Annotated in this window: 23 protein-coding genes; 4 read left to right on the top strand and 19 right to left on the bottom strand. The window is 38.5% G+C overall.

Annotation, left to right across the window (positions count from 1 at the left end; genetic code table 11):
- Window positions 1–105: 105 nt before the first annotated feature.
- From ACH3PA_RS05720 to ACH3PA_RS05710, 3 genes are all read right to left on the bottom strand, one after another.
- Window positions 106–468: an endonuclease domain-containing protein gene (locus tag ACH3PA_RS05720; protein WP_416446309.1), complete on the bottom strand. Its 363-nt coding sequence runs from the start codon at window positions 466–468 to the stop codon at window positions 106–108.
- Between the two features lie 223 nt (window positions 469–691).
- The gene (locus ACH3PA_RS05715) at window positions 692–2,311 is read right to left on the bottom strand and encodes an ATP-dependent DNA ligase (RefSeq protein ID WP_416446311.1); all 1,620 of its coding nucleotides are present in this window, start codon (window positions 2,309–2,311) and stop codon (window positions 692–694) included.
- A gap of 64 nt (window positions 2,312–2,375) precedes the next feature.
- Complete coding sequence (locus ACH3PA_RS05710; protein WP_416446313.1) at window positions 2,376–3,395, bottom strand: ligase-associated DNA damage response exonuclease; 1,020 nt, start codon at window positions 3,393–3,395, stop codon at window positions 2,376–2,378.
- Between the two features lie 179 nt (window positions 3,396–3,574).
- On the opposite strand from ACH3PA_RS05710, the gene ACH3PA_RS05705 reads away from it, so the two are divergent.
- Window positions 3,575–3,997 (top strand): TerB family tellurite resistance protein, encoded by a 423-nt coding sequence (locus tag ACH3PA_RS05705; RefSeq protein ID WP_416446315.1) that lies wholly within the window; start codon window positions 3,575–3,577, stop codon window positions 3,995–3,997.
- A 3-nt stretch (window positions 3,998–4,000) separates the two neighbouring features.
- Here the strand turns inward: ACH3PA_RS05705 and ACH3PA_RS05700 are convergent, their stop codons facing one another.
- The 4 genes from ACH3PA_RS05700 to ACH3PA_RS05685 are packed head-to-tail and all read right to left on the bottom strand — an operon-like array spanning window position 4,001 to window position 7,177.
- Window positions 4,001–5,539, bottom strand: a complete 1,539-nt coding sequence (locus ACH3PA_RS05700; protein WP_416446317.1) for an ATP-binding protein — start codon at window positions 5,537–5,539, stop codon at window positions 4,001–4,003.
- Complete coding sequence (locus ACH3PA_RS05695; protein ID WP_416446319.1) at window positions 5,532–6,026, bottom strand: Rab family GTPase; 495 nt, start codon at window positions 6,024–6,026, stop codon at window positions 5,532–5,534. The genes ACH3PA_RS05700 and ACH3PA_RS05695 overlap by 8 nt, the downstream gene beginning before the upstream one ends.
- On the bottom strand, window positions 6,013–6,822 hold the full coding sequence (locus ACH3PA_RS05690; RefSeq protein ID WP_416446321.1) for a cell envelope biogenesis protein OmpA: 810 nt from the start codon (window positions 6,820–6,822) through the stop codon (window positions 6,013–6,015). Before ACH3PA_RS05690 ends, ACH3PA_RS05695 begins: the two co-directional genes overlap by 14 nt.
- Before the next feature lie 10 nt (window positions 6,823–6,832).
- Window positions 6,833–7,177: a fructose 1,6-bisphosphatase gene (locus ACH3PA_RS05685; protein WP_416446327.1), complete on the bottom strand. Its 345-nt coding sequence runs from the start codon at window positions 7,175–7,177 to the stop codon at window positions 6,833–6,835.
- A gap of 196 nt (window positions 7,178–7,373) precedes the next feature.
- Between ACH3PA_RS05685 and ACH3PA_RS05680 the strand changes: the two genes are divergently transcribed.
- Genes ACH3PA_RS05680 through ACH3PA_RS05670 form a run of 3 tightly spaced genes read left to right on the top strand, consistent with a single transcriptional unit; the run spans window position 7,374 to window position 10,997 of the window.
- Window positions 7,374–7,862: a GNAT family N-acetyltransferase gene (locus ACH3PA_RS05680; protein ID WP_416446334.1), complete on the top strand. Its 489-nt coding sequence runs from the start codon at window positions 7,374–7,376 to the stop codon at window positions 7,860–7,862.
- Between the two features lie 5 nt (window positions 7,863–7,867).
- The gene (locus ACH3PA_RS05675; RefSeq protein WP_416446336.1) at window positions 7,868–9,118 is read left to right on the top strand and encodes an aspartate kinase; all 1,251 of its coding nucleotides are present in this window, start codon (window positions 7,868–7,870) and stop codon (window positions 9,116–9,118) included.
- 58 nt (window positions 9,119–9,176) lie between these two features.
- Window positions 9,177–10,997: a GNAT family N-acyltransferase gene (locus ACH3PA_RS05670; protein WP_416446338.1), complete on the top strand. Its 1,821-nt coding sequence runs from the start codon at window positions 9,177–9,179 to the stop codon at window positions 10,995–10,997.
- A 1-nt stretch (window position 10,998) separates the two neighbouring features.
- Here the strand turns inward: ACH3PA_RS05670 and ACH3PA_RS05665 are convergent, their stop codons facing one another.
- The 12 genes from ACH3PA_RS05665 to ACH3PA_RS05610 all read right to left on the bottom strand — a co-directional run bounded on the left by ACH3PA_RS05665 (window position 10,999) and on the right by ACH3PA_RS05610 (window position 22,369).
- Complete coding sequence (locus tag ACH3PA_RS05665) at window positions 10,999–11,496, bottom strand: GNAT family N-acetyltransferase (protein ID WP_416446340.1); 498 nt, start codon at window positions 11,494–11,496, stop codon at window positions 10,999–11,001.
- 33 nt (window positions 11,497–11,529) lie between these two features.
- Window positions 11,530–11,916 carry a VOC family protein gene (locus ACH3PA_RS05660; protein ID WP_416446342.1) on the bottom strand — a complete coding sequence of 129 codons (387 nt, stop codon included), beginning with the start codon at window positions 11,914–11,916 and terminating at the stop codon, window positions 11,530–11,532.
- 36 nt (window positions 11,917–11,952) lie between these two features.
- A complete protein-coding gene (locus ACH3PA_RS05655) occupies window positions 11,953–12,894 on the bottom strand; it encodes a 2-hydroxyacid dehydrogenase (RefSeq protein WP_416446344.1) in 942 nt (313 codons plus the stop codon).
- 2 nt (window positions 12,895–12,896) lie between these two features.
- On the bottom strand, window positions 12,897–13,262 hold the full coding sequence (locus ACH3PA_RS05650) for a cupin domain-containing protein (RefSeq protein WP_416446346.1): 366 nt from the start codon (window positions 13,260–13,262) through the stop codon (window positions 12,897–12,899).
- Between the two features lie 5 nt (window positions 13,263–13,267).
- Window positions 13,268–13,660, bottom strand: a complete 393-nt coding sequence (locus ACH3PA_RS05645; protein WP_416446348.1) for an acyl-CoA thioesterase — start codon at window positions 13,658–13,660, stop codon at window positions 13,268–13,270.
- 55 nt (window positions 13,661–13,715) lie between these two features.
- Window positions 13,716–15,068, bottom strand: a complete 1,353-nt coding sequence (mgtE, locus tag ACH3PA_RS05640) for a magnesium transporter (RefSeq protein WP_416446350.1) — start codon at window positions 15,066–15,068, stop codon at window positions 13,716–13,718.
- A 340-nt stretch (window positions 15,069–15,408) separates the two neighbouring features.
- Window positions 15,409–16,272 (bottom strand): 16S rRNA (adenine(1518)-N(6)/adenine(1519)-N(6))-dimethyltransferase RsmA, encoded by an 864-nt coding sequence (rsmA, locus tag ACH3PA_RS05635; protein ID WP_416446352.1) that lies wholly within the window; start codon window positions 16,270–16,272, stop codon window positions 15,409–15,411.
- Window positions 16,273–16,357: 85 nt separating this feature from the next.
- A complete protein-coding gene (locus tag ACH3PA_RS05630) occupies window positions 16,358–16,693 on the bottom strand; it encodes a DUF4286 family protein (protein ID WP_416446354.1) in 336 nt (111 codons plus the stop codon).
- Between the two features lie 22 nt (window positions 16,694–16,715).
- On the bottom strand, window positions 16,716–18,500 hold the full coding sequence (locus ACH3PA_RS05625; protein WP_416446356.1) for a tetratricopeptide repeat protein: 1,785 nt from the start codon (window positions 18,498–18,500) through the stop codon (window positions 16,716–16,718).
- Window positions 18,501–18,622: 122 nt separating this feature from the next.
- On the bottom strand, window positions 18,623–19,894 hold the full coding sequence (serS, locus tag ACH3PA_RS05620) for a serine--tRNA ligase (RefSeq protein ID WP_416446358.1): 1,272 nt from the start codon (window positions 19,892–19,894) through the stop codon (window positions 18,623–18,625).
- Window positions 19,895–20,082: 188 nt separating this feature from the next.
- Window positions 20,083–21,441, bottom strand: a complete 1,359-nt coding sequence (locus ACH3PA_RS05615; protein ID WP_416446360.1) for an HTTM domain-containing protein — start codon at window positions 21,439–21,441, stop codon at window positions 20,083–20,085.
- Window positions 21,434–22,369 carry a bifunctional riboflavin kinase/FAD synthetase gene (locus tag ACH3PA_RS05610; protein WP_416446362.1) on the bottom strand — a complete coding sequence of 312 codons (936 nt, stop codon included), beginning with the start codon at window positions 22,367–22,369 and terminating at the stop codon, window positions 21,434–21,436. Before ACH3PA_RS05610 ends, ACH3PA_RS05615 begins: the two co-directional genes overlap by 8 nt.

Raw genomic sequence — 22,369 nt, 5'->3', positions numbered from 1 at the left:
TTTCGCTTCGCTCAAGACACCTTCCCTTGGCAAGGGAAGGAGCTTTTTTTAGTTCCCCTCTTTAAAAAGGAGAGGTGCCCGATGAAAATCGGGCGGGGTGGTTCTTTACTTTTTAAAATTATCTTTTATCTCTTGCAACACAGACGGCAACAAATCAAAAACCATTTTATTTTCAAATCGAATTACTGCAAAACCGAGTTCTTCTAATCTGGCTGTTCTTTTCAAATCATATTTTTCGGCTGTGGGATTCATATGTACCTGACCATCTAATTCTATAATGAGCTTTTCACCCGGACAATAAAAATCTACTATATAATTTTCAATACTATGCTGTCTTCTAAATTTTCTTCCTTCTAATTGAGAGCTTTTTAAATGTTTCCACAAAAAAGCTTCGGCTGGAGTTAAGTGTTTGCGCAAATCTTTCCGAAAGGATTCTAGTTCTTTTCTGTTGTAGATTTGCTTTTTCATTGTATTAGTTTGTAACCCTTCCGTCTTTCGCTTCGCTCAAGCCACCTTCCCTTAACAAGGGAAGGTGCTTTTTTAACTGTTCCCCACCTTTTTAAGGAGGGGTGCCCAACGGGTGGGGTGGTTTTTTTAATCCCTCCAGAGGGTTTAATTCCCCGAGGCTTGCCTCGAATAGAAAAGGGATTTTCCAATTCATACCTCGTGGGCTTGCCCCGAGGTTCTTGATTTACCCTTCATTATTCTCTTTTTCCACTTTCGGTATCAATGATTTTAAATCTTCCAATGTATTAGCATCTTCTATTTTTTTGTCTTTTCGCCAGCGCAACATACGCGGGAAACGGGTTGCGACACCGCTTTTGTGACGGGAAGAGGGAGCAAGGCCTTCAAAAGCGATCTCAAAAACGTGATGTGGAGTCACACTGCGTACGGGGCCAAAGCGCTCTAATGTATTTCGTTTTATCCAGGCATCGAGGCTGCGGAATTCGGCATCGGTAAGACCGGAATATGCTTTCGCGAAAGTGACCAGTTCTTCTTTGTTTTCATCCCAAAGGCCGAAAGTGTAATCTGTAAATAGATTACTTCGGCGGCCGTGACCGCGCATGGCGTAGGTGAGCACCGCGTCGATAGTAAGCGGATCGACCTTCCACTTCCACCAATCACCTTTTTTACGACCTACTAAATAGGGTGAGTCTTTTCGTTTAAGCATCAAGCCTTCAGACATAACTTCGCGGGAGCGCTCTCGTTCTGCGGCGGCTTCTTGCCAATTTGCAAATTGCATGGTTTCAGAAAGGTGCAAGGGCAGTTCGTCATGTTTAACATCCTGATATAGTTTTTCCAGAATTTCACGTCTTTCGGCGAAAGCCAAACTGCGAATATCTTCTCCGTTCCATTCTAAAATATCGTAGGCTTTTAAGATGACGGGGGTCTTTTTAAGCTGATTTTTAGTGATATTCTTTCGCCCAATTCGAGTTTGTAAATCGTTAAAAGTGCCTATAAAATCGTCTTTAAAAGGCAAAATTTCGCCATCCAGAACGGTTCCATCGGGTATCACGTTTACAAAAGTCTGAAATTCTGGGTATTTATCGGTTACCAGTTCTTCGCCGCGTGACCATACAAAGAGTTCATTATTGCGCACAATCACCTGCGAGCGGATGCCATCCCATTTATGCTCAGCAAACCAGTCTGATATATCACCCAAATCTTCCGGTTGGCCCTCAATGGCGTAAGCCAAATAAAATGGAAATGGTTTACTTAAAAAATCCTCCTCATTTTCTTCTAAAATCAGCTTTTTAAAGGTAGTTTTTTGCGGTGACCAATCGCCCATGAGTTTATAAGCGAGAATATCTTCATCTATGCCGGTAGCTTTTGCCAGCGCACGCGTCATTAACTTCTGACTTACCCCAATACGAAAACTGCCGGTGATTAATTTCGTAAAAACGAAACGCTCGTAATAATTCAAATCGGTCCAGTTGGTAAAAAGATACTCGCGTTTTTCCTCATCTGTTTTTTTCTTGAGGGCAATCATCTCTTCTAGAAATTGGGTCAGGCTCTTGTCTGTGCTTTCTTCAGAAGCGGGAATGATAAGCGCAATTGTTTCGGCCAGGTCGCCTACTATATGATAGCTTTCTTCAAACAACCATAACGGAATATTTGCCAATTCAGTAGCCCAGGTGCGCAACAATGTGGTATTTACAGGACGCGGTGGGCGCCGATGTGAAAGTATAGCAATCGCCCATAGCTTATCATAAGGGTTTGCTTCCCTGAAATAAGCAGCTAACGCCTCCACTTTTAAGTTGGTTTTATTAGTGCTGTCGATTTGCCGTATGAGTTCTGCGAATTGTTTCATGCCTCACCTTCCCTCTCTGCCTTTCAGGCATCTCTTCCCAAGGGAGAGAATTACAAATGATTTATTAATCTTCATTTTCTTTATCTTTTTGAGTGCCGTCTTCATCTTCTTCGTATTGAGTTTGTTCGGTGCGGGCGTCATAACCTTGCTCGCGGAGAAAGCGTGAAAAAATATCGGTATAGCCATGTGTACAGATAATTTTATGCGCACCCGTTTCTTTGATACTCTGTAATAATCCCTGCCAGTCACAGTGGTCTGAAAGGACAAAACCTTTGTCGATTGCGCGTCTTCTTCGCGCTCCGCGAAAGGTCATCCAGCCGCTCGCCGAAGCAGTAACGTAAGGCACCATTTTACGTAACCACGGGCTGCCGTGAGCGCTTGGGGGTGCCACGACTATATTGCCTTTTAATTCTTCTTTTTTGGTTTCACGAGTAATGCGTTCTGTGGGGGGTAAATCGACTAAAGTGCGAATTACTTCATTCATATTCTCTACGGCACCGTGCGTGTATATTTTCCCAATATTTGTGTCCAGATGTTTGATTAGACGTTGGGCTTTGCCTAGAGAATAGCCGAAAAGAACGGATGTCCTCCCATCAGCTTTATTTTGTGCCCACCATTGATTGATGTCATTCATTACCTGCGCTTGTGGAATCCATTTGAAAGCGGGCAGGCCAAAGGTGCATTCGGTGATAAACGTGTCGCAACGAATAGGTTCATAAGGAACAGCGATGCCATCATCTTCAGTTTTGTAATCACCTGTAAAAACCCAGACTTCACCTTTATGTTCAACACGTATTTGAGAACTACCAATGATATGCCCGGCAGGATGAAAACTAAATTCTACGTTGTTGATCGTGAAACTTTCACCAAATTCTTTTCCGGAAACTTCTATGTCTCCCAAGCGATGTTTTATAATAGGCACATTAGTGTGCTGCGTAATATATTGTTTATGACCATAGCGGCTGTGGTCTGCATGGCCATGCGAAATAATAGCCTTGTCTACTGGTTTCCATGGGTCTAAATAAACTTTCGCGGCGGCGCAATAAATGCCTTTTTCATTAAATTGTAGAAGTGGTTCTGCCATTGTAAAATGAAGTTATGCATTGTTCATTTTATGACGATGGGGATTAAGAAAAGATTATATCTTCTTAAGCTGTAAGTGCTGAGAACAGCTGTGAAATAGGTGCTTTGTTAAAATAATTAAGGTAAGATTTTTTAAAGCTGGCGGAATAATTATCTTTGCACTCTCAAAAAAATGTTAATATGTCTTTTACAGATTTGTTTGATAGTGGTGAGCATAGGAGAAACCTAGGGCATTTTGCTGCTATTGCTAATATGGCTACCGTTGATGGAGCTTTAAATGGTGAAGAAGAAAAGTTGCTAAAACGCTTTGCCATAAAACTCGACATTGACGAGCAAGAGTATAAAGAGGTATTAGAAGATCCCAATAAATTTCCTATTAATCCTCCTAACAATTCTGCTAAGAGACTAGAGCGTCTTCACGATTTATTCAGAATGATATTTGCAGATCATTATATTGAAGATCACGAGCGTTTTCTTATCGAAAAATACGCAATAGGGTTAGGTTTTTCTGCTGAGAATGCTCAAAAAATCATCAAACGCTCAATTGATATATTTAGCGGCGGGATAGATTTTGAAGACTATCTTTATTTATTAGAGAAATAGAACTTACTTTCTACTACGTTTAGATTTTTTTATCTGTTCTGCCACTGTTTCAAACAGGAGTGCACTATTTACGGGTTTTACTAAATAAGCGTTTACACTAGCTGCCAGAGTCTGCTCTTTCTCATCATTTGAGGCGTGAGCTGTAAGTGCCACGATAGGTATCTTACTTATTTTAGGATTCTCTGAGGTGCGTATATGATGGGTAAGATCGAGACCATCCATAATAGGCATGGTAAGATCTGCAAGAATAAGATCGTACTCGCGCTCTTTGATCAATCTTAATGCGATCTCGCCGTTTTTTGCAAGGTCGAGGCTATATTCAGGATGGGTTCTAAACATTTTCATGATTAGCATCTGGTTGATCTCAATATCTTCTGCCATTAAAATTCTGAACTTTTTATCTGGTTCTAGTTCTGTTAATGACTTAGATTTGCGTTTTCTTGATTTACTCTGATTATGTGAAATTTTAAGTTTGATATCAAGACCAAATGTTGAGCCTTCATCTACTTTACTAGCTACGCTAATATCAGCATTCATAAGATCTGCAAGTTGTTTTGCGATACTTAACCCAAGACCGCTACCTTCTACATTGATACCGCGCTTTAATCTATCGAACATGATAAAGATGTTTTCCATCTCTTTATCAGAAATGCCATAGCCTGTATCCTGAACTTCAAATTTAAGATCTATAGTTGATGAGGTTTGCTTCTTAATATTGGCTCTTAGCTCGATATGACCACTGGTTGTGTACTTTAATGCATTTTCCAGAAGGTTGATAAGAATTTGATTTATTCGTAAATCGTCTCCTACTAAATATTGCGGAATACTCTTTGGGATAGCCAATTTGAATTCTATTCCTTTTTCTCTGCATTTTAAAGAATAGGTTTCTTCAAGAGCAGAGATCATAGCTTTAAAATCAAATCGCTTGCTGTCTATTTTAAGCTTACCAGCCTCAATACGTGAAATATCAATAAGATCATCAATAAGAGAAATTAGATTGTTTGATGAGTTCTGTATAATGTTGACAAGATCAAGTTGTTCCTGGCTTAATTCTGTAAGTGTTAGAATTTCAAGAAAACCTTTTATTGCATTTATGGGTGTGCGTATCTCGTGACTAATTGTAGAAAGAAACTTATTCTTAAAGTTGCGTTGTTCTTCTAGCACGCGATTGTTCTCTTCAGAGATACGATACTTTAATATAGACTCGTTCCTAATTTGATAGATTTGATGCAGGTCTTTGTAGTACTTTGTACAATCATTAAGAATTATTGAAGCTTTATCGTCACTTTCTCTGGTAAAATTTACATCCAGAAATAGGTCTTCACCCTCTCTTTCAAACTTAATGCTGGGGAAGTATTGTGTTTTTTCATCGCTTTCAAAAGCATCAAGAAGGGTAAAAAAGAAAGCGTGAAAATCATGAAGATAGGTTCCCGTTTTTAATTTAAAAAGGCGGTGATCACTATCTAAAATTGTATTCTCTTTATCTATAAGTATGATCTGTGTAGATCTGTCAAAGTATTCTTGTTTAATCTTCTCAAGCATGAAGGGATAATTGTATGGCCAGATCGTGAAACACTTTTTCTACATTCTGGCCGGTTTTTGCACTAGAAAGATAAGCCTGTTTTATTTCTTTTTCTTTTAATCGCTCCTCGATAAGCTCTTGTTCGACCAAATCGACCTTATTCCCGATGATCTGTATAAGAGCATCAGGATATTTCTCTTTAAGGTAATCAATATTCACTTTAAGATCTTGATAGGTGATAGGTCTGGAAGCATCAAAAACATATATAAATGCAGAAGCTCCCATAAGATAAGAGGATCTAAAATTTTTCATTTCATCGTTTCCTTCAACATCCCACAGAATAAGATTCATTCTGTTCTCATCAAGATCTACCTGTTTTTTTAAAATATTGACACCTATGGTAACTTTATAATCATCAGAGAATTCATTAGCAACAAAACGCCGAACCAGAGACGATTTTCCCACTCCAAAATGGCCTATAAGTACAATTTTTTTAGATAATGTCATATTTAAAATATTCTGTAAGCTTTAATTTAAATGCGCTGAAATCCTTAATATCATCTTCATTTATTTCATTTTGTGCAAAGTCAAGCAGAATGTCTTCAAGTTTACTTTTAACTGTTGCATTATAAATTCCAGATATAATAACTGCAATATAATATTCCGAAAAATTTTGAACATGTATGGTATAAAGATCATAGGCAATAGCTTCAAGATTTTGCTGGTCTGTTATAAAAGCATCTTCAGCAAAGCTTTTAATAGCTGTAAGCATGCCCGCCATCATATCCTGATCTATCTTCTGCGTTATTGCCAGATTTCCTTTTAAAATACCAGATGATTTCTCAATAACCATCACCTGCTCAATATGAGCCTTATATTGATCTGCAAGTATATCTGCAGCTTCTTGCTCACGGCTCTTTTTACTTTTAAAGCCCGCAGCCCATCTTTTAAAAGAAAAGGTATGACTTATTTGCTCATTTATTTTCTCCTGAAGAACTTTTATTTCATTTTGAACATACTTTTTAATCATTTTACCCATAACAGGGTAAAGCGCTTCTGCCACCGCATCCTGTGATTTCCTGATTTCTGTTTGTAAGGTTTTAGTTATGGTGGGACCCAGAGTAAGCGGCATTTCTTTAATGAACTCCTGCAGGTTTTCATCTATTATGGGCTGCACACGTGCAGAAAGATTGCCTTGCCTTTTCTCAAGTTTATCCAGCTTTTGGGTAATGCGCTGTGCCAGTTCGCGGTCATCAGTAAGTAGAATCTCCCGAAGAATATCAAGTTTATCTTCAGTATTCATAGCGTAGTATTTATTGACCGGCTTTTATCTTTTCGCCAAGCGAAATAAACATATCTCCTATAGTTTTTTTATCAACTTTTATATGGTCAAGATTTTCAGTTTTCTCACTAACCGTATCTTCAAGCTCAGAGATGCGTATGCCAATGTCTGTGCTTAAATTATCTATGCTTTGCGTAAGCTCTTTGCGCACGTCTTCAATATAGACCTCAAGCTCTTCTTTGCGTTTATTGATCTCCTTCTTTACCTGATCAAATTCCTGATTGTACTGAGCGATATTCTCACCAAAGATGAGGTTCTTTATCGCTTCGATCTTTGAGGTTTGTTCTTCGGGGAGTTCTGCGTCTTTTTTTGCCATGAGCCCTTAGTTAGTGTAAAATCAAATATAATAATTAAAACCTAACATTTTTGCATTAAAATCGTTCTGAAAAGGGGAAAAACCCCCTCTTTTTTAAGATTAATTGAATTTTAGGTATGAATTAATTAAAAGTCTGAAATTTCATGTGGTCTTTTCGTAAAAATTGAAAACGTATCTTTAAGCCTAAATAATAAGTATGGATTTCACAATTAGAATAGCAGAAGCAAACGATATGGCTTCTGTGCTCAGATTGATAAAAGAACTGGCAGAATTTGAAAATGAGCCCCATGCGGTAGAAGTGACTGTTGATGATCTAATCTCGTACGGCACCGGTAATAATCCCGATTTTACCTGCTTTATTGCCGAAAATAACCAGGAAATAGTAGGTATTGCGCTGTTATATTTCAGGTTTTCTACCTGGAAGGGTAAGACTGTTCACCTTGAAGACCTTATCGTAAAAAAGGAAAAGCGAGGAGAAGGGATTGGGCTTGCGCTGTATTCTGAAGTTATAAAGTATGCACATAAACAAGGTGTGCGCCGGGTTGAGTGGGTTGTGCTCGACTGGAATGAGACAGCGATAAAATTTTATGAAAATTCTGGAGCGAGCATATTAAAAGACTGGCATACTGTACAAATGGATGCCGAAAGAATGAAGACTTTTCTTCAGGGAAGAAAGTTGATCTAGCAACTATGAAGATTTTTAAATTTGGTGGTGCTTCGGTTAAAGATGCCAATGCGGTAACAAACATGTTTAAAGTTTTGCAGGCTACTGCAGAAAAAGATCTGGTCATTGTAGTTTCGGCAATGGGTAAAACCACAAATGCGCTAGAAGAAGTTGTGCACGCCTATTTTGATGATCCTAAAAATTTAGCTGCTGCAATTGCTAATTCTTACAGCTATCACCTCGATATAATCGCAGAGTTATTTGAAAGTCAGCATAAGGTAATTCTTAATGTAATAGAAGGATATTTTGATGACCTGAAATCTTTTCTTGAGCGAAACAAATCACCCAATTACAATTTTGTTTACGATCAGGTTGTTAGTACTGGGGAATTGCTAAGTACAGCAATTATTTCTCATTATCTAGAAAAAACAGGTTATAAAAATCGGCTTTTAGACATAAGAAATCACCTAAAAACGACCAATAATTACCGGGAAGGCAAGATTAAATGGGACGATTCTCAGGCTTCCTTAATAAAAGCAATTTCGCCAAAAGGCTTTACAGTTACACAGGGTTTTATCGCTTCAGATGAGAACGGTTTTACCACCACGCTGGGCAGAGAAGGCAGCGATTATACAGCCGCAATTCTGGCGTATTGTTTAAATGCAAAATCTGTTACTATCTGGAAAGATGTTCCCGGTGTTCTTAGTGCAGACCCGCGTTATTTTAAAGATGCATTGTTGCTTAATAATATATCTTATCAGGAAGCGATTGAGCTTTCGTTCTACGGTGCGACGGTAATTCACCCCAAAACCCTGCAGCCTTTGCAGCATAAGGAAATTCCACTTTATGTGAAATCATTTGTAGATCCACTTGCGGCTGGCACCTGCGTTACAAAAGGTGAATTATTAGAACCTTTAACGCCTTGTTTTATAACGAAACACAATCAATTATTGATCTCGCTTTCATCACTAGATTTCTCATTTATGATAGAAGAAAATATAGGCGAGGTTTTTAAATTATTAGGCAGGCATAAGATGAAGGTTGACCTTATACAGAATTCTGCAATAAGCTTTTCTGTTTGCATCGATGACAAATATGGGAATTTAGAAGATCTGCTAATTCAGCTAAAGCAACATTTTAAGGTGGCCGTTCACAAAAATGTGCAATTATTTACCATTAGGCATTTTACAGAGAAAGCGCTGCAAACCATAGAAGAAGGCAAAAATGTGCTCCTAAAACAGGTCACTGAAAACACTGTACAGCTGGTAACGCAATAAAAGAGGTTCAATTTTTGTTATATTTGTTTTCTAGCCAAAAATTCATTTAAAGAACTTCATGGGATTAGTAACCGCAAAAGAAGTTGCGCAAGCCATTAACGTAGATAAATTCGGTTTTGTAGGAACCTTTCTGGGGTGGACACTCATGAAAGTACTCAAAATATCGAAAGCCAACGAAATCTACGATCGTAATAAGGACCTTTCAGACCTTGAATTTCTTAACGCGATCCTGAATGAATTCCAGATAAAATTTGAAATTCCTGAAGAAGATCTCAAACGATTGCCTAAATCAGGAGCTTATATAACGATAAGTAACCATCCTTTAGGCGGTATTGACGGTATTTTGTTGCTTAAACTCATGCTGGAGCAACGGCAGGATTTTAAGATTATTGCAAACTTTTTGCTGCACCGCATAGAGCCTTTAAAGCCTTATGTAATGCCGGTTAATCCTTTTGAGAATAAAAAGGATGTAAAATCTAGTCTGGCCGGTTTTAAACAGGCAATCACACATTTACGTGACGGGCATCCTCTGGGGATTTTTCCCGCAGGTGAGGTTTCAACGTACAAAGACGATAAACTTATTATAGACAGGCCGTGGGAAGAGGCAGCGATGAAGCTGGTAAAAAAGGCCCAGGTTCCTGTGGTTCCTATTTATTTTCATGCAAAAAACAGCAGGCTGTTCTATCAATTATCGCGTATAAGTGATACTATGCGTACAGCTAAATTACCCTCTGAGTTGTTAACTCAAAAAAACAGGGTAATACGTGTGAGAATAGGTAATCCTATTTCTGTAGCGGCGCAAAACGAGCATGAGAATCTGGATGATTTTACAGAATTTCTTCGGAAGAAAACCTATATGCTTGCGCGAACTTTTGAGAAAAAGAATATTCTAAGCAACATACCTCATTCACTAAATTCACTAAAGGGGCATAAAGAGCCAAAGAAAATAGCACACTCTGTAAATGCTGAGTTGATACAACAGGAGGTTGAAGATATTAGGGAAAATGACAGGCGGCTGTTGCAAAGTAAGAACTATGAGGTTTTTCTGGTGCCAGCGCAGGAAATCCCATACATACTAAGAGAATTAGGGCGACTTCGGGAAATAACTTTTAGAGAAGTAGGCGAGGGTACTAATGAGCCTACAGATCTGGATGAATTTGATCAATATTACCATCACCTTTTTCTTTGGGATGAAGAGCAAAAAAAGATCGCAGGTGCTTATAGAATGGGTCTTGGTTCGGTTATTTTTCAAAAACAGGGCATAGACGGTTTTTACTTACAGAGCTTATTTCGCTTTGAGCCAGAGTTGCACAAAATGATGAGCGAAAGCATAGAAATGGGCCGTGCGTTTATTATTAAAGAATATCAACAGCGACCTATGCCTTTATTCTTATTATGGCGCGGGATCGTTCATACAACTTTGCGTTATCCTGAGCACAAATACCTAATTGGCGGAGTAAGTATTAGTAATCAATTTTCAAATTTCTCTAAATCTTTGATGATTGAGTTTATGAAATCGCATTACTACGATCCTTACATAGCGCAATACATTAGGCCTAAAAAAGAGTTTAAAGTAAAACTGAAAGACGCCGATAAAGAATTTGTTTTTGATGAGACCGAAGCAGATCTTAATAAATTTGATAAGCTCATAGAAGAGATGGAAACCGGAAATTTAAGGCTTCCCGTTCTTATCAAGAAATACATTAAGCAAAATGCAAAAGTGGTGGCGTTTAACGTAGATCCTTTATTTAACAACGCAATTGATGGCTTGATGTATATAAGAATTGCAGATCTCCCGGAAAGTACTGTGAAACCGGTAATGGAAGAATTTCAGGCAGAACTTGAGCAGAAGCTTGAGAATGCTAAAAAAGAAGATTAAATTATAAGAATCTGGTAGCTGTACTCCTGCGCTCAAAAATGAGATTATTAAACCATTTGTTGTCTCGCATGGCGACTTTTTCATGATAGCCTACATTTCTAAACCCGTGTTGTTCATGCAATTTTATGCTGGCGATATTTTCCGGAAAAATGTGAGCGGTTAACGTCCAGAAACTCTCGGCTTCGCTTTGGCGAATTAAGTGCCTTAAAAGCCGTTTTCCTATGCCTTTTCCCCGATTTTTTGAAGCGATGTAAAGAGTGACTTCTGCTACGCCATTATACACCTCGCGACTTGATTTTTTACTTAATGCACACCAGCCTAAAATTTGGTTGTTTTCATGGGCAACATAACGGCACTTTTTGATAAATCTTTCGTCCCATTGTTCATAACTGGGAACCTGGGTTTCAAAAGTGGCAATGCCAGTCGCCATACCATCCTTATAGATTTGAGCAACGCGCTCATAATCCTGAATCTCAAAAGGTCTTATGTCAATTTCCAAAAGATTGTTGTGGTTTTTGCCTGGCAGTTAGTACTAGAGAAATGCTTTGTCTACAGGTTCCCAAAGTTCGATCTTGTTGCCTTCGGGATCGAGTATCCAGCCAAATTTACCATAATCGTACTCTTCCATTTCGCCTATAATGGTTACGCCCTCTTCTTTTAAAACTTCAAGGAGTTCTTTTAGACTTTCTACTCTGAAATTCATCATGAATTGTTTTTCGCTGGGAGCGAAATAAGAAGTGTCTGCTGCAAAAGGACTCCACTGCGTAGAAAATTTATTACCGTTCTCGTCGCGCCACCAGAACGTCCACCCATATTGATCTGTTGGGATGCCCAGATGGGTTTTGTACCAACTTTTGATCTTGTCTGGGTCTTTTGTTTTAAAAAAGAATCCGCCCAGTCCTGTTACTCGATTTTTCATGATCTATTATTAGTAATAAATAATGAAGATAGTAATTTATAAGAAGGATGCTTTTATTTTATCTACTATTGTCTGTGCCAGCTTGATCTTGCTTTCTACCGTCCAGCCCGCAATATGTGGAGTGAGAATGACATTTTTAGACTCTATGAGGTACTTTAAAGGGGCCGGCATTTCTTCTGCAGAAGTGAAAAGATTCTCAAAAGAAAGTTTTTCATATTCAAGAACGTCAAGACCTGCTCCTAATATCTTCCGGGTTTGTAATGCTTGTGCCAGATCTGCTGTAACTACACTTTTGCCACGAGCTGTATTGATAAGCCAAAATGGTTTTTTAAAAGCATTTATAAACTTGGCATCAACCATTTTGTCTGTGAGTGGTGTCCACGGCGTGTGTAGACTTAATACATCTGCCTCTTTTTGCAATTCTTCTGAGCTTACCTGTTCTGCCAGAGAATCGCCTACATTTTCTTTAATGTCGTAACATAGCACTGTACAGTCAAAGCCCTGCAGCTTTTTGGCGAAAGCCTTACCCATATTGCCATAACCAATAAGTCCCACAGTTTTACCTTCAAGTTCTAGTCCGCGATTGCTTTCCCGGTTCCATTTTCCTGCTCGTACTTCGGCATCAGCCTGATTAAGTTTGTTAAACAGTGATAAAAGCAGGCCTAAAGAATGCTCGCCCACGGCATTGCGATTACCTTCTGGCGCTGCGATAAGCTGCACGCCTTTTTCTGCGGCATAATCTTCATCAATACTTTCTAAACCCGCACCAACTCTCGCAATAAAGCGGAGGTTTTTTGCCTTGTTTAGGAAGGTTTTGTCTATTTTAAACCTACTTCTTATAACAATACCCTGGTAGTTCTCGATCTTATCTTCTACCTCCTGTTTTGTAGAAGTATAATCTTCAGAATTTTCAAAACCGGCTTCTTCTAATTGTTGAATTAATAAAGGGTGATTAGAGTCTAGATGAAGTATATGCATTTTTAAATTTTAGGATAAACAGTTTGGGTTTTCTCATGTTGCACATCGCCGGTGTGCTTTGTAGTTAGCTTTTCAAAAAGAAGAACATGCACTTCTTCGCCATCTTTTGTCATAGGGCAATGCTCTACACCTTTGGGAACAACAATGAGTTCCCCAGCTTTAATGGTTTGTTCGCTTTCGCGGAATTTCATGATCAACGTGCCTTTTACAACCTGAAAAAGCTCCTCCTCATCGTCGTGTTTGTGCCATACAAACTCATCTTTTAATTTGGCCAGAAGAACCTGCATATTATCTACTACAGCAATCTGGTGAGGATGCCATTGATCTTTAAATTTTGAAAATTTATCTGTTAAGTTGATTGTCTTCATAAGAATTAAAATAAGTCACTAACCAGGGCAGGTATACGCATAGGTCGCCCTTCTGGCATATGTAGGAGACACCATTGTGTTATAGAGGAAACCAGTTTCTTTTGATCACTGTTTCTAATGATCTCAACGTGGCGTATGCTTCTCACTCCTTCAAAACTATCTACCCAGGTCTTGAGTGTAAGTTTTTCTCCTTTAAATGACGGATTGTGATATTTAATATTATGTTCAAGTGCGACCCACACGTATTCTTTCTGAATATCTTCTGTTGTAGCATGTAACCAGTGAGCCTCAGCAACATCCTGAATCCATTGTAGATATTGCACGTTATTAACATGACCCAATTGATCTATTGCATCTTCGGTAACGGTGATCTCAAGAGTGTAGGTATTAGATTGCATACTTCAAATTTAATGATCTCTCTTTTTACAGAGATGGTTAAATAAAAGAGTTTATTTAAAAACCCAAAACCATTTTTGCGATCAGGAAGTAGGTAAGTATTCCAAAAACATCATTGCTGGTGGTGATAAATGGGCCAGTTGCTACAGCTGGATCAATGCCTCTTTTGTCAAGGATTATAGGTATAAAAGTACCAATTAAAGCGGCGAGAATGATCACCGCGATTATAGCAATCCCAATACTCACAGATTCCAGATATGAAGTTTTAAATGCAAAATGACTTATCACTAGAACCACCATAGCAATCGCGAGACCATTAATTAAGGCTAAAGCAGATTCTTTAAGTAATCTGCTAGCAATATTACCTTTTAGTGAATCATTAGCCAGACCTTGTACTACAATAGCGCTAGATTGTACGCCTACGTTACCAGCGGTTGCCTGTATAAGCGGTACAAAAACCAATAATTTTGGGAAAGTGACAAATATATCGTTGAAGCCTGTTATAATACTCGCAGCCCCTAAACCGCCAAACATCCCAATGAGCAACCATGGTAATCTTGCACGCGTAAGTTTAAATAAGTTATCATCTGCCTCAACATCCTGTGAAATACCGGCCGCCATTTGATAATCTTTATCTGCCTCGTCACGAATGAAATCTACAATATCATCAATTGTGATTCTTCCTAGTAATATACCCGCATCATTTACAACAGGAACAGCCTCAAGGTCATATTTCTGCATAAGTTTAGCAACATCTTCTGCCGGGTCTTTTACATTTACGGCATCAACGTTAGGGATATAAATATCTGCTATTTTTGCTTTAGTATCTGCAGTTAGCAGGTCTTTTAAAGAAAGTCTGCCTATAAGCTTATCATTTTTCTCAACCACGTAAACCGAATGTACTCGGGTTACATTTTGAGCCTGTACTCGCATTTTACGCACGCAACCTGCTACCGTCCAGTTTTCATGTACACGCACCAGTTCTTTCGCCATAAGGCCACCGGCAGAATTCTCATCATACCGCAGCATCTCTATGATATCCTGCGCGTGCTGGTCGTCTTCTATAGCGTCTATTACCTTTTTCTGAATCTCTTCATCCAGTTCTGATATAAAATCTACCGCATCATCTGTGTCTAGTTGATCTAGTTCACTGGCGATCTCTTCTGGAGAAAGGTTGTCAAGAAGTCGCTCACGCACATCTTCATCAAGCTCCATAAGAGCTTCAGAAGTTTTCTCACTATCAAGAAGTTTTATGAGATATGTGGCTTCTTCTGTATTGAGCTCGTCAAAAATTTCAGCAATATCTGCATGGTGCACTTCCTCCAGAAGATCGAGGATATGGGCATCGTCCTTAGCTTCAATCAGATTTTCGATCTGTTCGATCAACTCTTCTGTGATTTCAAAAGCCATAGGCAGCTGTATTGTTAAGTTATTACTGAATTTTTTAAGCCCAACAAATATAACCAAAGTAAGACAGCGACTGTATTTGCAGCAAATAAATAAATGTTAAGGAAGCGCCTAAATAAAGCTATTTTACTATATATTTTTGAGGCGTTGATTTTTGCCTGCGGAATAAAATAAGAATGCGGAAATTGGAGCTTTTCTCTATTAAAAGCAACTAATTAATGTCTTACTTTCTGGATCTGCTGTATATAGGCGGATTTTGCCTCTCTAAAAACCATTTTTTATACATTTTTACCGGTTTTTCTAAAACAGATAAATAGATCACAGAGATCGTATGAGATTCAATTTACTCCTGTTGATCAAGTTCTATTAATCGCGTAAGGGCAATAAATTCTGATACATTTAACTGCTCAGGACGTTTGTTAAAGACATCATTTTCGCGGAGGTTTTCACTCAAATCAAACGATTTTAGGCTATTTCTAAGCGTTTTTCTGCGCTGTTGAAAAGCTGCTTTTACCACTTTATACAGCATAGCAGTATCACAACCTATGTCTTCATAGTTTGCTTTTCGCTTTAAGCGAAGCACCCCGCTGTCAACTTTAGGCGGCGGATTAAAAACTTCTGGCGGGACGGTAAATAAGTATTCTGCATCGTAAAAAGCCTGTGTAAGTACAGAAAGTATTCCGTAGGATTTGCTGCCGCCGGGATCACAAATACGTTGCGCAACCTCTTTTTGAAACATACCCGTAAATTCTGGTATTTGCTGTTTCCATTCTAACGCTTTAAAAACAATTTGGGTAGAAATATTATAAGGGAAGTTACCCGTTATGGCAAAAGGCTCATCGCCAAATAATTCATGGAGATCGTATTTAAGAAAATCGGCTTCAATGACTCTAAAATTTGTACGCTCTATCTTACTAACATGCTCTAGCGGGAAACTGTGATTGAGGTAAATAATGGATTCACTATCAAGATCCATCGCTACGATATTAAAATCTTTGTGCAGGATATACTTGGTAAGTACGCCGGTACCGGGCCCAATCTCGAGAATATTTTTATACCCTTCAAGTGAAAGTGTTTCACCAATTTTTTGCGCTACACTCTCATCATTAAGAAAGTGCTGCCCTAAATGCTTTTTTGCCTTTACCTGATCTGTTGAGGACTGGTTAAACTGATTTTTATTTTTGGGGTGAAAATTTTTGCCTTTCATCAGTATTTATTTATCCGCGTAGTGGTATTTATATTTGGGTTTGGGGCTCGGTAAAAAGCTTGAATCAATTGTTAGATTGGCTGTGCTAATTATAACGTGATTCCTGATTTTCTAATTGCTCAGAAATAATCTCAAGCTCTGTTCTAAAGGCTACAAACTTACCGGCAAACTTATTAGTCTCTGCACGCAATCTGTCTGCATCTTCTTTGTAATAGCGGGCAAGAGCATCTTTGCTTTTTGCAGTGTATTGTATAGAATAGGTGATCCCGCCCTTTTCTTCTTCTACCAGTACTTTTGTCATTAACGCTTTGTTGAATTTACCGGTTGCCAGCACGTCAGGAATATGTTCATTACGCATCCAGTAAAGCCACTCATCATGAATGCTCTCTTCTATATTGACAGTTAGATTATATATTATCATAATTTGTTTTTGTTATAAGTCGCTATTTAATAGCGTCGCCTCTAAGTATTCTGTATTTTTTTTGAGCATCTACGTAGTAAATACTGTCAGCGAAATTAAAAATTATCTTCTCGTAATTTTCTTTGGCTTTTTCGGGATCATTGAGAGGGCCGGCATAGAGCTGGCCAAGTCTATAGTACGCATCATCGGCTAAAATATCATCACCGTAAAATTGTATGATTTTAAGATAGTTTGCTTCCGCGGAAGCGTAATTTTTGTTTTTCTCGTATAATTTTGCCTGAGCCAGTAACGCTTCATCTTCTATCGATTCTCCTTTGTGCTCGTTTAAAATATTCTCATAGATCGTAATTGCGGCGTCATCATTATTTTGAAAAGACAAAAGATCTGCTCGCGCGTATAATTTAAGGGCGACTTTTGCCGTGTCTTCAAGAGAATTGTCTGCAATATTAAGATAAAGCTCTTGTGCATCATTAGCTATAAGCTGCGTGGCAGAAGCTTTTAATATTTTAAGTTGTGCCTGCGCCCAGTCAAAATCACCTTTGTAATAACTGGTTTTTGCAACTTTAAATTTAGCTTCCTGCGCCAGAACATCATTTTGAAGGCTCTTCTCGATCTGTGTATAATAAATTAGTGCAGAATTGAATTTTTCATCCAGAACCATAATATCTGCCAGTTCCATTTTAGTACGAGCCTCCTGAAAGCGGGAAAGCTGAAGTTTTAATGCTTGCTTTAGACGGTCTACTGCCGTTGTGATATTGTCACTTTTAAAAGCGAGAAAATGGGCATATTCTATTTGCAGCGACAATGTTTGTGGAGTCTCACCATATAGTTTTAACAGCTCTTCAAATCTTTTTTCAAGACGTGTATATTGTGAGACATCTGCATTTTTAACGTCTATCTCCAGCAATTTTTGCTCAGCAGAAAGCCTGATATCCTGATTAAAAGTAGAAGCGATGATGAAGTCGAGAATCTCTGTGCTCATTTCATCGTCATTATTCTCTAAAGTTATACCGGCCAGATTCATAATGCGCTGCATGTCATTCTCGCTGCGTTTATAAATAGCCTTTTCCTGAGCAAAGGCTTTTTTATATTCTTTCTGCTGTATAAAAAGCCAACTCAAATATTTATTATATAAAAGATCCTGATCTTGTTGTATGCGTTTTATAAGGAGTTTTTTAAATGTGATATTGGCCGGGTTATCGGGGTTTTCTGTGATAAATTCTGAGAATGTTCGTTGGGCTATTGCTTCAAACTTTTCATCTTTTTTTATTAGATTGAGATAAGTATCAAGCATTAACTCGATGTTTCCCTGCTCGCCATAGATCCTTGCCAGCTGCAAGTCAAAAGTCAACTTTTCGCTTATAGCCATCGCATTTTTATAGGCTTTTATCGCATAATCAAGCAGGTTGTATTTTTCATAAGAACGGCCTATTGTATAGGCATAACCGGGATTGGTATTTATGACATCGAGAGCATTATTATACTGCATATCTGCTTTTTCAGCATTGCCTTGTAATTGGTAGTTGTAACCTAATTCTATTTCAAAAGTGGGAGCATTATTTCGCGCAGCGATATATTTCTCAAGTAACTTTTGAGAGGCTTCATAGTCCTGAAGTTGTTGATATGACTCTACAAGACCCAATATGTAATTTGTATTAGTAGGACTATGAGATAGCAAAGCCTCATAAGTTGATGCGGCCTTTTTAAATTCTCCCTGCTCAAAATAATTGCGCGCCAATTGCTCATTCTGGGCAGAGGCCAAAAAGAACACGAATAGACATCCGCTAAGAAAGAGGAAGCGTAGCACTTGTTTTGTTTTTTAATAAAGGATCTAAGCACAAATATCAGAGCAGAGATGGCGATTTATTATCGCATCAATCTTGTCTGAAAGTAATGCCGTCTAGGTAAATATAACCAAAAAACCTGTGGCTATGCGATCGTGTCAAAAGCGCAGTAGGGCACGAGAACTTCAGGTATTTTAATTCCTTCAGCTGTTTGATAGTTCTCAAGTATTCCTGCCAGCACACGAGGCAAAGCCAGTGAACTACCATTTAACGTATGAGCAAGTTTTTTATTCCCTTCGGCATCTTTAAAGCGCAATTTCAAACGATTGGCCTGGAAAGTCTTAAAGTTTGAAACAGAACTTATCTCGAGCCATCTGTCCTGAGCTGTAGAGAATACTTCAAAATCATATGTAAGCGTAGAAGTAAAGCCCAGATCACCACCACACAATCTTAAGATGCGATATGGCAGTTTAAGTTCGTCAAGAATTGATTTTACGTGTTCTACCATACCATCAAGAGCAGCATCAGAATCTTCAGGTCTCTCTATGCGTACGATCTCAACTTTGTCAAATTGATGTAAACGGTTTAACCCACGCACATGGGCGCCGTAAGAACCAGCTTCTCTTCTAAAGCAAGGCGTGTACCCTGTGCAGGTTATAGGCAGATCACTCTCGTTAAGTAGATCACCGCGAAACATATTAGTTACAGGAACTTCTGCCGTAGGGATAAGATATAGATCATCTGCTCCTACATGGTACATTTGTCCTTCTTTATCTGGAAGTTGACCAGTGCCAAAACCTGAAGCCTCATTCACTAGATGCGGTACCTGATATTCTGTATAACCGGCAGCTGTATTTTTATCTAAAAAGTAAGAAATAAGCGCTCTTTGCAAACGAGCACCTTTCCCTTTATAAACCGGAAAACCTGCACCTGTGATCTTATTTCCCAGTTCAAAATCTATGATGTCATATTTCTTAGCAAGCTCCCAATGTGGCAATGCGCCATCTGCTAAAACCGGAATGTCGCCTTTGCGAAAAACCTCTTCATTATCTTCTTCATTCTTCCCGGCAGGAACGCTTTCCTGTGGGATATTAGGAATCGTGTACAGTAAATTGTCAAGATCTGCAGAAACAACGTTAAGTGTTTCCTGAAGAATCTTGGCATCTTCTTTTAATTTAACCGTACGCTCTTTTAAAATGTTAGCCTTTTGAGCTTCGCCGTTTTTAAATAAAGAACCTATCTCTTTAGATATTTTGTTGCTTTCTGCCAGCGTATTGTCAAGCTGAGCTTGTGTTGCTCTGCGTTTTTCATCTGCTTCAAGCACCTGCTCAAAAACAGCTGAAGCTTCAAAGTTACGTTTAGCAAGCGCCTTTATATATTCTTCTTTATTCTCGCGTATGTCAACTACGTGTAGCATGGCTCAATTTTAAGAGGCAAAAGTAAGGAATTGAGTGAAAATTTGGGCAGAAAAGGAGTTTGAGTTTGTAATTCTTTGTTAAGTCTAATTCTCTTTTCGCTTAAAGCGAAATTTCATAAAATCAATTTAATTTAAAGGAGTTTTTTTAACCTTTTCTGGCAGATTTTTGGTCTTTTTTACCCGTTTTTTCAATCAAAAGTAGCGTCTTTGTAATCTGTTGATGGGGTGTCTGTATCTAGTTGAGAAGGTAAAATCCAGTCATTGTGCCAGAAGTAGTTAAATTTAGCCGCCGCCATATCAACTTTAGGATCTATTAGCGTGTGCCACTCATGATTATTTACACGCACTTTGCAGTTTACATAAATTGCTATGTCTTTGCCTTCCCGGGCATATTCTGCTTTAAGTCTTTGGCAAAATTGCCAGATAGCATCAGGTTTTGAAGCAACAAGTCGCTGCTGATTTGCAGAAAGATAATCCCGGTAATTGATATTCTTTTTTATTCCATTTTCTTTGTCCTGAATGGTGAAGAATATTCTTCCGCTTTTTGAGCGCAGCATCATACGCCAACTCAATCTGTGACCTTCTTCCGTCCAGAGTACGTCGTCTTTTATAAACCAGTGTCGCAAGGGTAAGCCTATTTGAAACAGAAAGTAAATACCAAAAAATACAAGAGCAGGTTTTCTATAGTTGGTGACAATTATTTCATCTGCAGCGTAATATTCTTTTTTTCTCAGAAAAATATCATGAATTGTTTTTGAAGGGAAAAAGAACAGCGTGAAAGCTAAAGAAAGGTAGGGGAAGATCCCAATATGAAAAATAAAGCTATTAAAAAGGTGGAAAAAAATCGACAAAAAGAAGGCAATTTTTCGGGTTTTAGGCCATAAAAGCGCGGGAATTATGAGTCCGTCATAAAGAATGCCCATGTATGCGATGGTATAATGTGCCCAGCTTTGCTGTAAAATATCGCCTACCAGCCAGTAATTTTTTCGCGCAAGCATTAGTAGTCCCGGTACTGAGGCATTAAGCCAATCTGGATATAGTTTTGCGATGCTGGCGTATGTGTAGACAATCCATAACTGTGCAATGATAACAACATATACCCAGCGGGGCATTGATATCTTTTTAATGGTAGGGTTGCGCCAGGCATCTACAGAGAAATAGTGATGAGCAGGAAAGGTGGCCATTAGTCCCAGTAGGAGCATTAAAAGATAATAGTGGTTGTTATATGATGATTTTTGCATAAGATATACGCAAGACCACATGATCCCGTAGATCACAATGCTCATTCTGTAGCGAAAGCCCAGCATGATAAAAACACCAAAAAGCCCCATAATGCCATAATAGTAGTACATGCCATTACCGGGGAGTGGTTGTAAAAAACCAAAACCCAAAAAATTAAAGGTAAAATCACCAGATAATAAAACACGTGAGACCCATCCTGTAGCGATAGCTCCCCAGGCTTCTATAGTAATAAGTAAACCAAAAATTACCCTAAAAATAATAAGGGCGCTGTTGTCTACTCTTCTATACAGCCAGTTGTTAAGCATTTAGCTTTTCAATATATTTTTTTGAAAACGTCTCATCTTCCTGCATGGCAATTATAAGTTCTTCAACAGTGTTGAATTTTTTCTCGTCGCGTATTCTGGTAAGAAGTTCTATCTGAAGTTTTTTGCCATACAAATCGCTATTGAGGTCAAAAAAGTAAGTTTCTACAGAAAGTTGATTGCCGCCAACTGTAGGATTTGTGCCTATATTCATCATGCCATAAACAGATTTCTCGTCTATTACAGATCTAACGACGTAAACCCCTTTGCAGGGAATAAGTTTATAGTCTTCATCGATTTTAAGGTTGGCTGTGGGATAATTCATTTTGCGTCCCAAACCTTTGCCACGTGAAACGATACCCGTAAGCATAAAGGGATAGCCCAAATAAGTATTTGCTTTATGAAGATCACCCACTTCTAATGCCTGTCTTATTTTAGTAGAGCTTATAGCGACATCGTCAATATCTTTTTTGGATATTTCTTCTACGTCAAAATCATAGAGTTCACCAAATTTTCTCAGGTCATCTATATTAGCATTTCGATTACGGCCAAAATGGTGATCGTAGCCAATAATAACTTTTCTGGCCTTTAGCTGATCTACCAGGATGTCTTTTACAAAATCTTCTGCCGTAAGGCGTGAGAATTCTTGTGTAAATGGGTGGATTATTAGATGATCCAGGCCGGTTTTTTCAAGTAAAGCTGTGCGTTCTGCAATTGTATTAATTAGTTTTATTTCGGTATCTTTTTGTACCACCATACGGGGGTGCGGAAAAAACGTAAGTACCACAGATTCATAGTCATTGCTATGCGCACTGGCAATAAGTCTGTTTATGATCTTGCGATGTCCTATATGAACACCGTCAAACGTACCTATGGTAACAACAGTATTTTTAGTGCCGGTAAATTCTTGTGCAGAAGGATGTTGTTTCAA

Origin of the sequence: Leeuwenhoekiella sp. A2 (assembly GCF_047946655.1) — a bacterium.
GTDB lineage: Bacteria > Bacteroidota > Bacteroidia > Flavobacteriales > Flavobacteriaceae > Leeuwenhoekiella.
The sequence above is the reverse complement of the archived record's forward strand: the minus strand, read 5'-3'. Positions and strand labels throughout refer to the sequence as shown.

What these genes read in the sequence shown, in the direction of transcription:
- ACH3PA_RS05660 (WP_416446342.1), bottom strand. Translation starts at nt 11,916, where the DNA reads ATGAAAAATCGAGTAACAGGACTGGGCGGATTCTTTTTTAAAACAAAA.
- ACH3PA_RS05715 (WP_416446311.1), bottom strand. Translation starts at nt 2,311, where the DNA reads ATGAAACAATTCGCAGAACTCATACGGCAAATCGACAGCACTAATAAA.
- ACH3PA_RS05670 (WP_416446338.1), top strand. Translation starts at nt 9,177, where the DNA reads ATGGGATTAGTAACCGCAAAAGAAGTTGCGCAAGCCATTAACGTAGAT.
- ACH3PA_RS05685 (WP_416446327.1), bottom strand. Translation starts at nt 7,177, where the DNA reads ATGGCAAAAAAAGACGCAGAACTCCCCGAAGAACAAACCTCAAAGATC.
- ACH3PA_RS05710 (WP_416446313.1), bottom strand. Translation starts at nt 3,395, where the DNA reads ATGGCAGAACCACTTCTACAATTTAATGAAAAAGGCATTTATTGCGCC.
- ACH3PA_RS05645 (WP_416446348.1), bottom strand. Translation starts at nt 13,660, where the DNA reads ATGCAATCTAATACCTACACTCTTGAGATCACCGTTACCGAAGATGCA.
- ACH3PA_RS05700 (WP_416446317.1), bottom strand. Translation starts at nt 5,539, where the DNA reads ATGCTTGAGAAGATTAAACAAGAATACTTTGACAGATCTACACAGATC.
- ACH3PA_RS05650 (WP_416446346.1), bottom strand. Translation starts at nt 13,262, where the DNA reads ATGAAGACAATCAACTTAACAGATAAATTTTCAAAATTTAAAGATCAA.
- ACH3PA_RS05680 (WP_416446334.1), top strand. Translation starts at nt 7,374, where the DNA reads ATGGATTTCACAATTAGAATAGCAGAAGCAAACGATATGGCTTCTGTG.
- ACH3PA_RS05690 (WP_416446321.1), bottom strand. Translation starts at nt 6,822, where the DNA reads ATGAATACTGAAGATAAACTTGATATTCTTCGGGAGATTCTACTTACT.
- ACH3PA_RS05630 (WP_416446354.1), bottom strand. Translation starts at nt 16,693, where the DNA reads ATGATAATATATAATCTAACTGTCAATATAGAAGAGAGCATTCATGAT.
- ACH3PA_RS05695 (WP_416446319.1), bottom strand. Translation starts at nt 6,026, where the DNA reads ATGACATTATCTAAAAAAATTGTACTTATAGGCCATTTTGGAGTGGGA.
- ACH3PA_RS05705 (WP_416446315.1), top strand. Translation starts at nt 3,575, where the DNA reads ATGTCTTTTACAGATTTGTTTGATAGTGGTGAGCATAGGAGAAACCTA.
- rsmA (WP_416446352.1), bottom strand. Translation starts at nt 16,272, where the DNA reads ATGAAAGGCAAAAATTTTCACCCCAAAAATAAAAATCAGTTTAACCAG.
- ACH3PA_RS05720 (WP_416446309.1), bottom strand. Translation starts at nt 468, where the DNA reads ATGAAAAAGCAAATCTACAACAGAAAAGAACTAGAATCCTTTCGGAAA.
- ACH3PA_RS05655 (WP_416446344.1), bottom strand. Translation starts at nt 12,894, where the DNA reads ATGCATATACTTCATCTAGACTCTAATCACCCTTTATTAATTCAACAA.
- serS (WP_416446358.1), bottom strand. Translation starts at nt 19,894, where the DNA reads ATGCTACACGTAGTTGACATACGCGAGAATAAAGAAGAATATATAAAG.
- ACH3PA_RS05675 (WP_416446336.1), top strand. Translation starts at nt 7,868, where the DNA reads ATGAAGATTTTTAAATTTGGTGGTGCTTCGGTTAAAGATGCCAATGCG.
- ACH3PA_RS05615 (WP_416446360.1), bottom strand. Translation starts at nt 21,441, where the DNA reads ATGCTTAACAACTGGCTGTATAGAAGAGTAGACAACAGCGCCCTTATT.
- mgtE (WP_416446350.1), bottom strand. Translation starts at nt 15,068, where the DNA reads ATGGCTTTTGAAATCACAGAAGAGTTGATCGAACAGATCGAAAATCTG.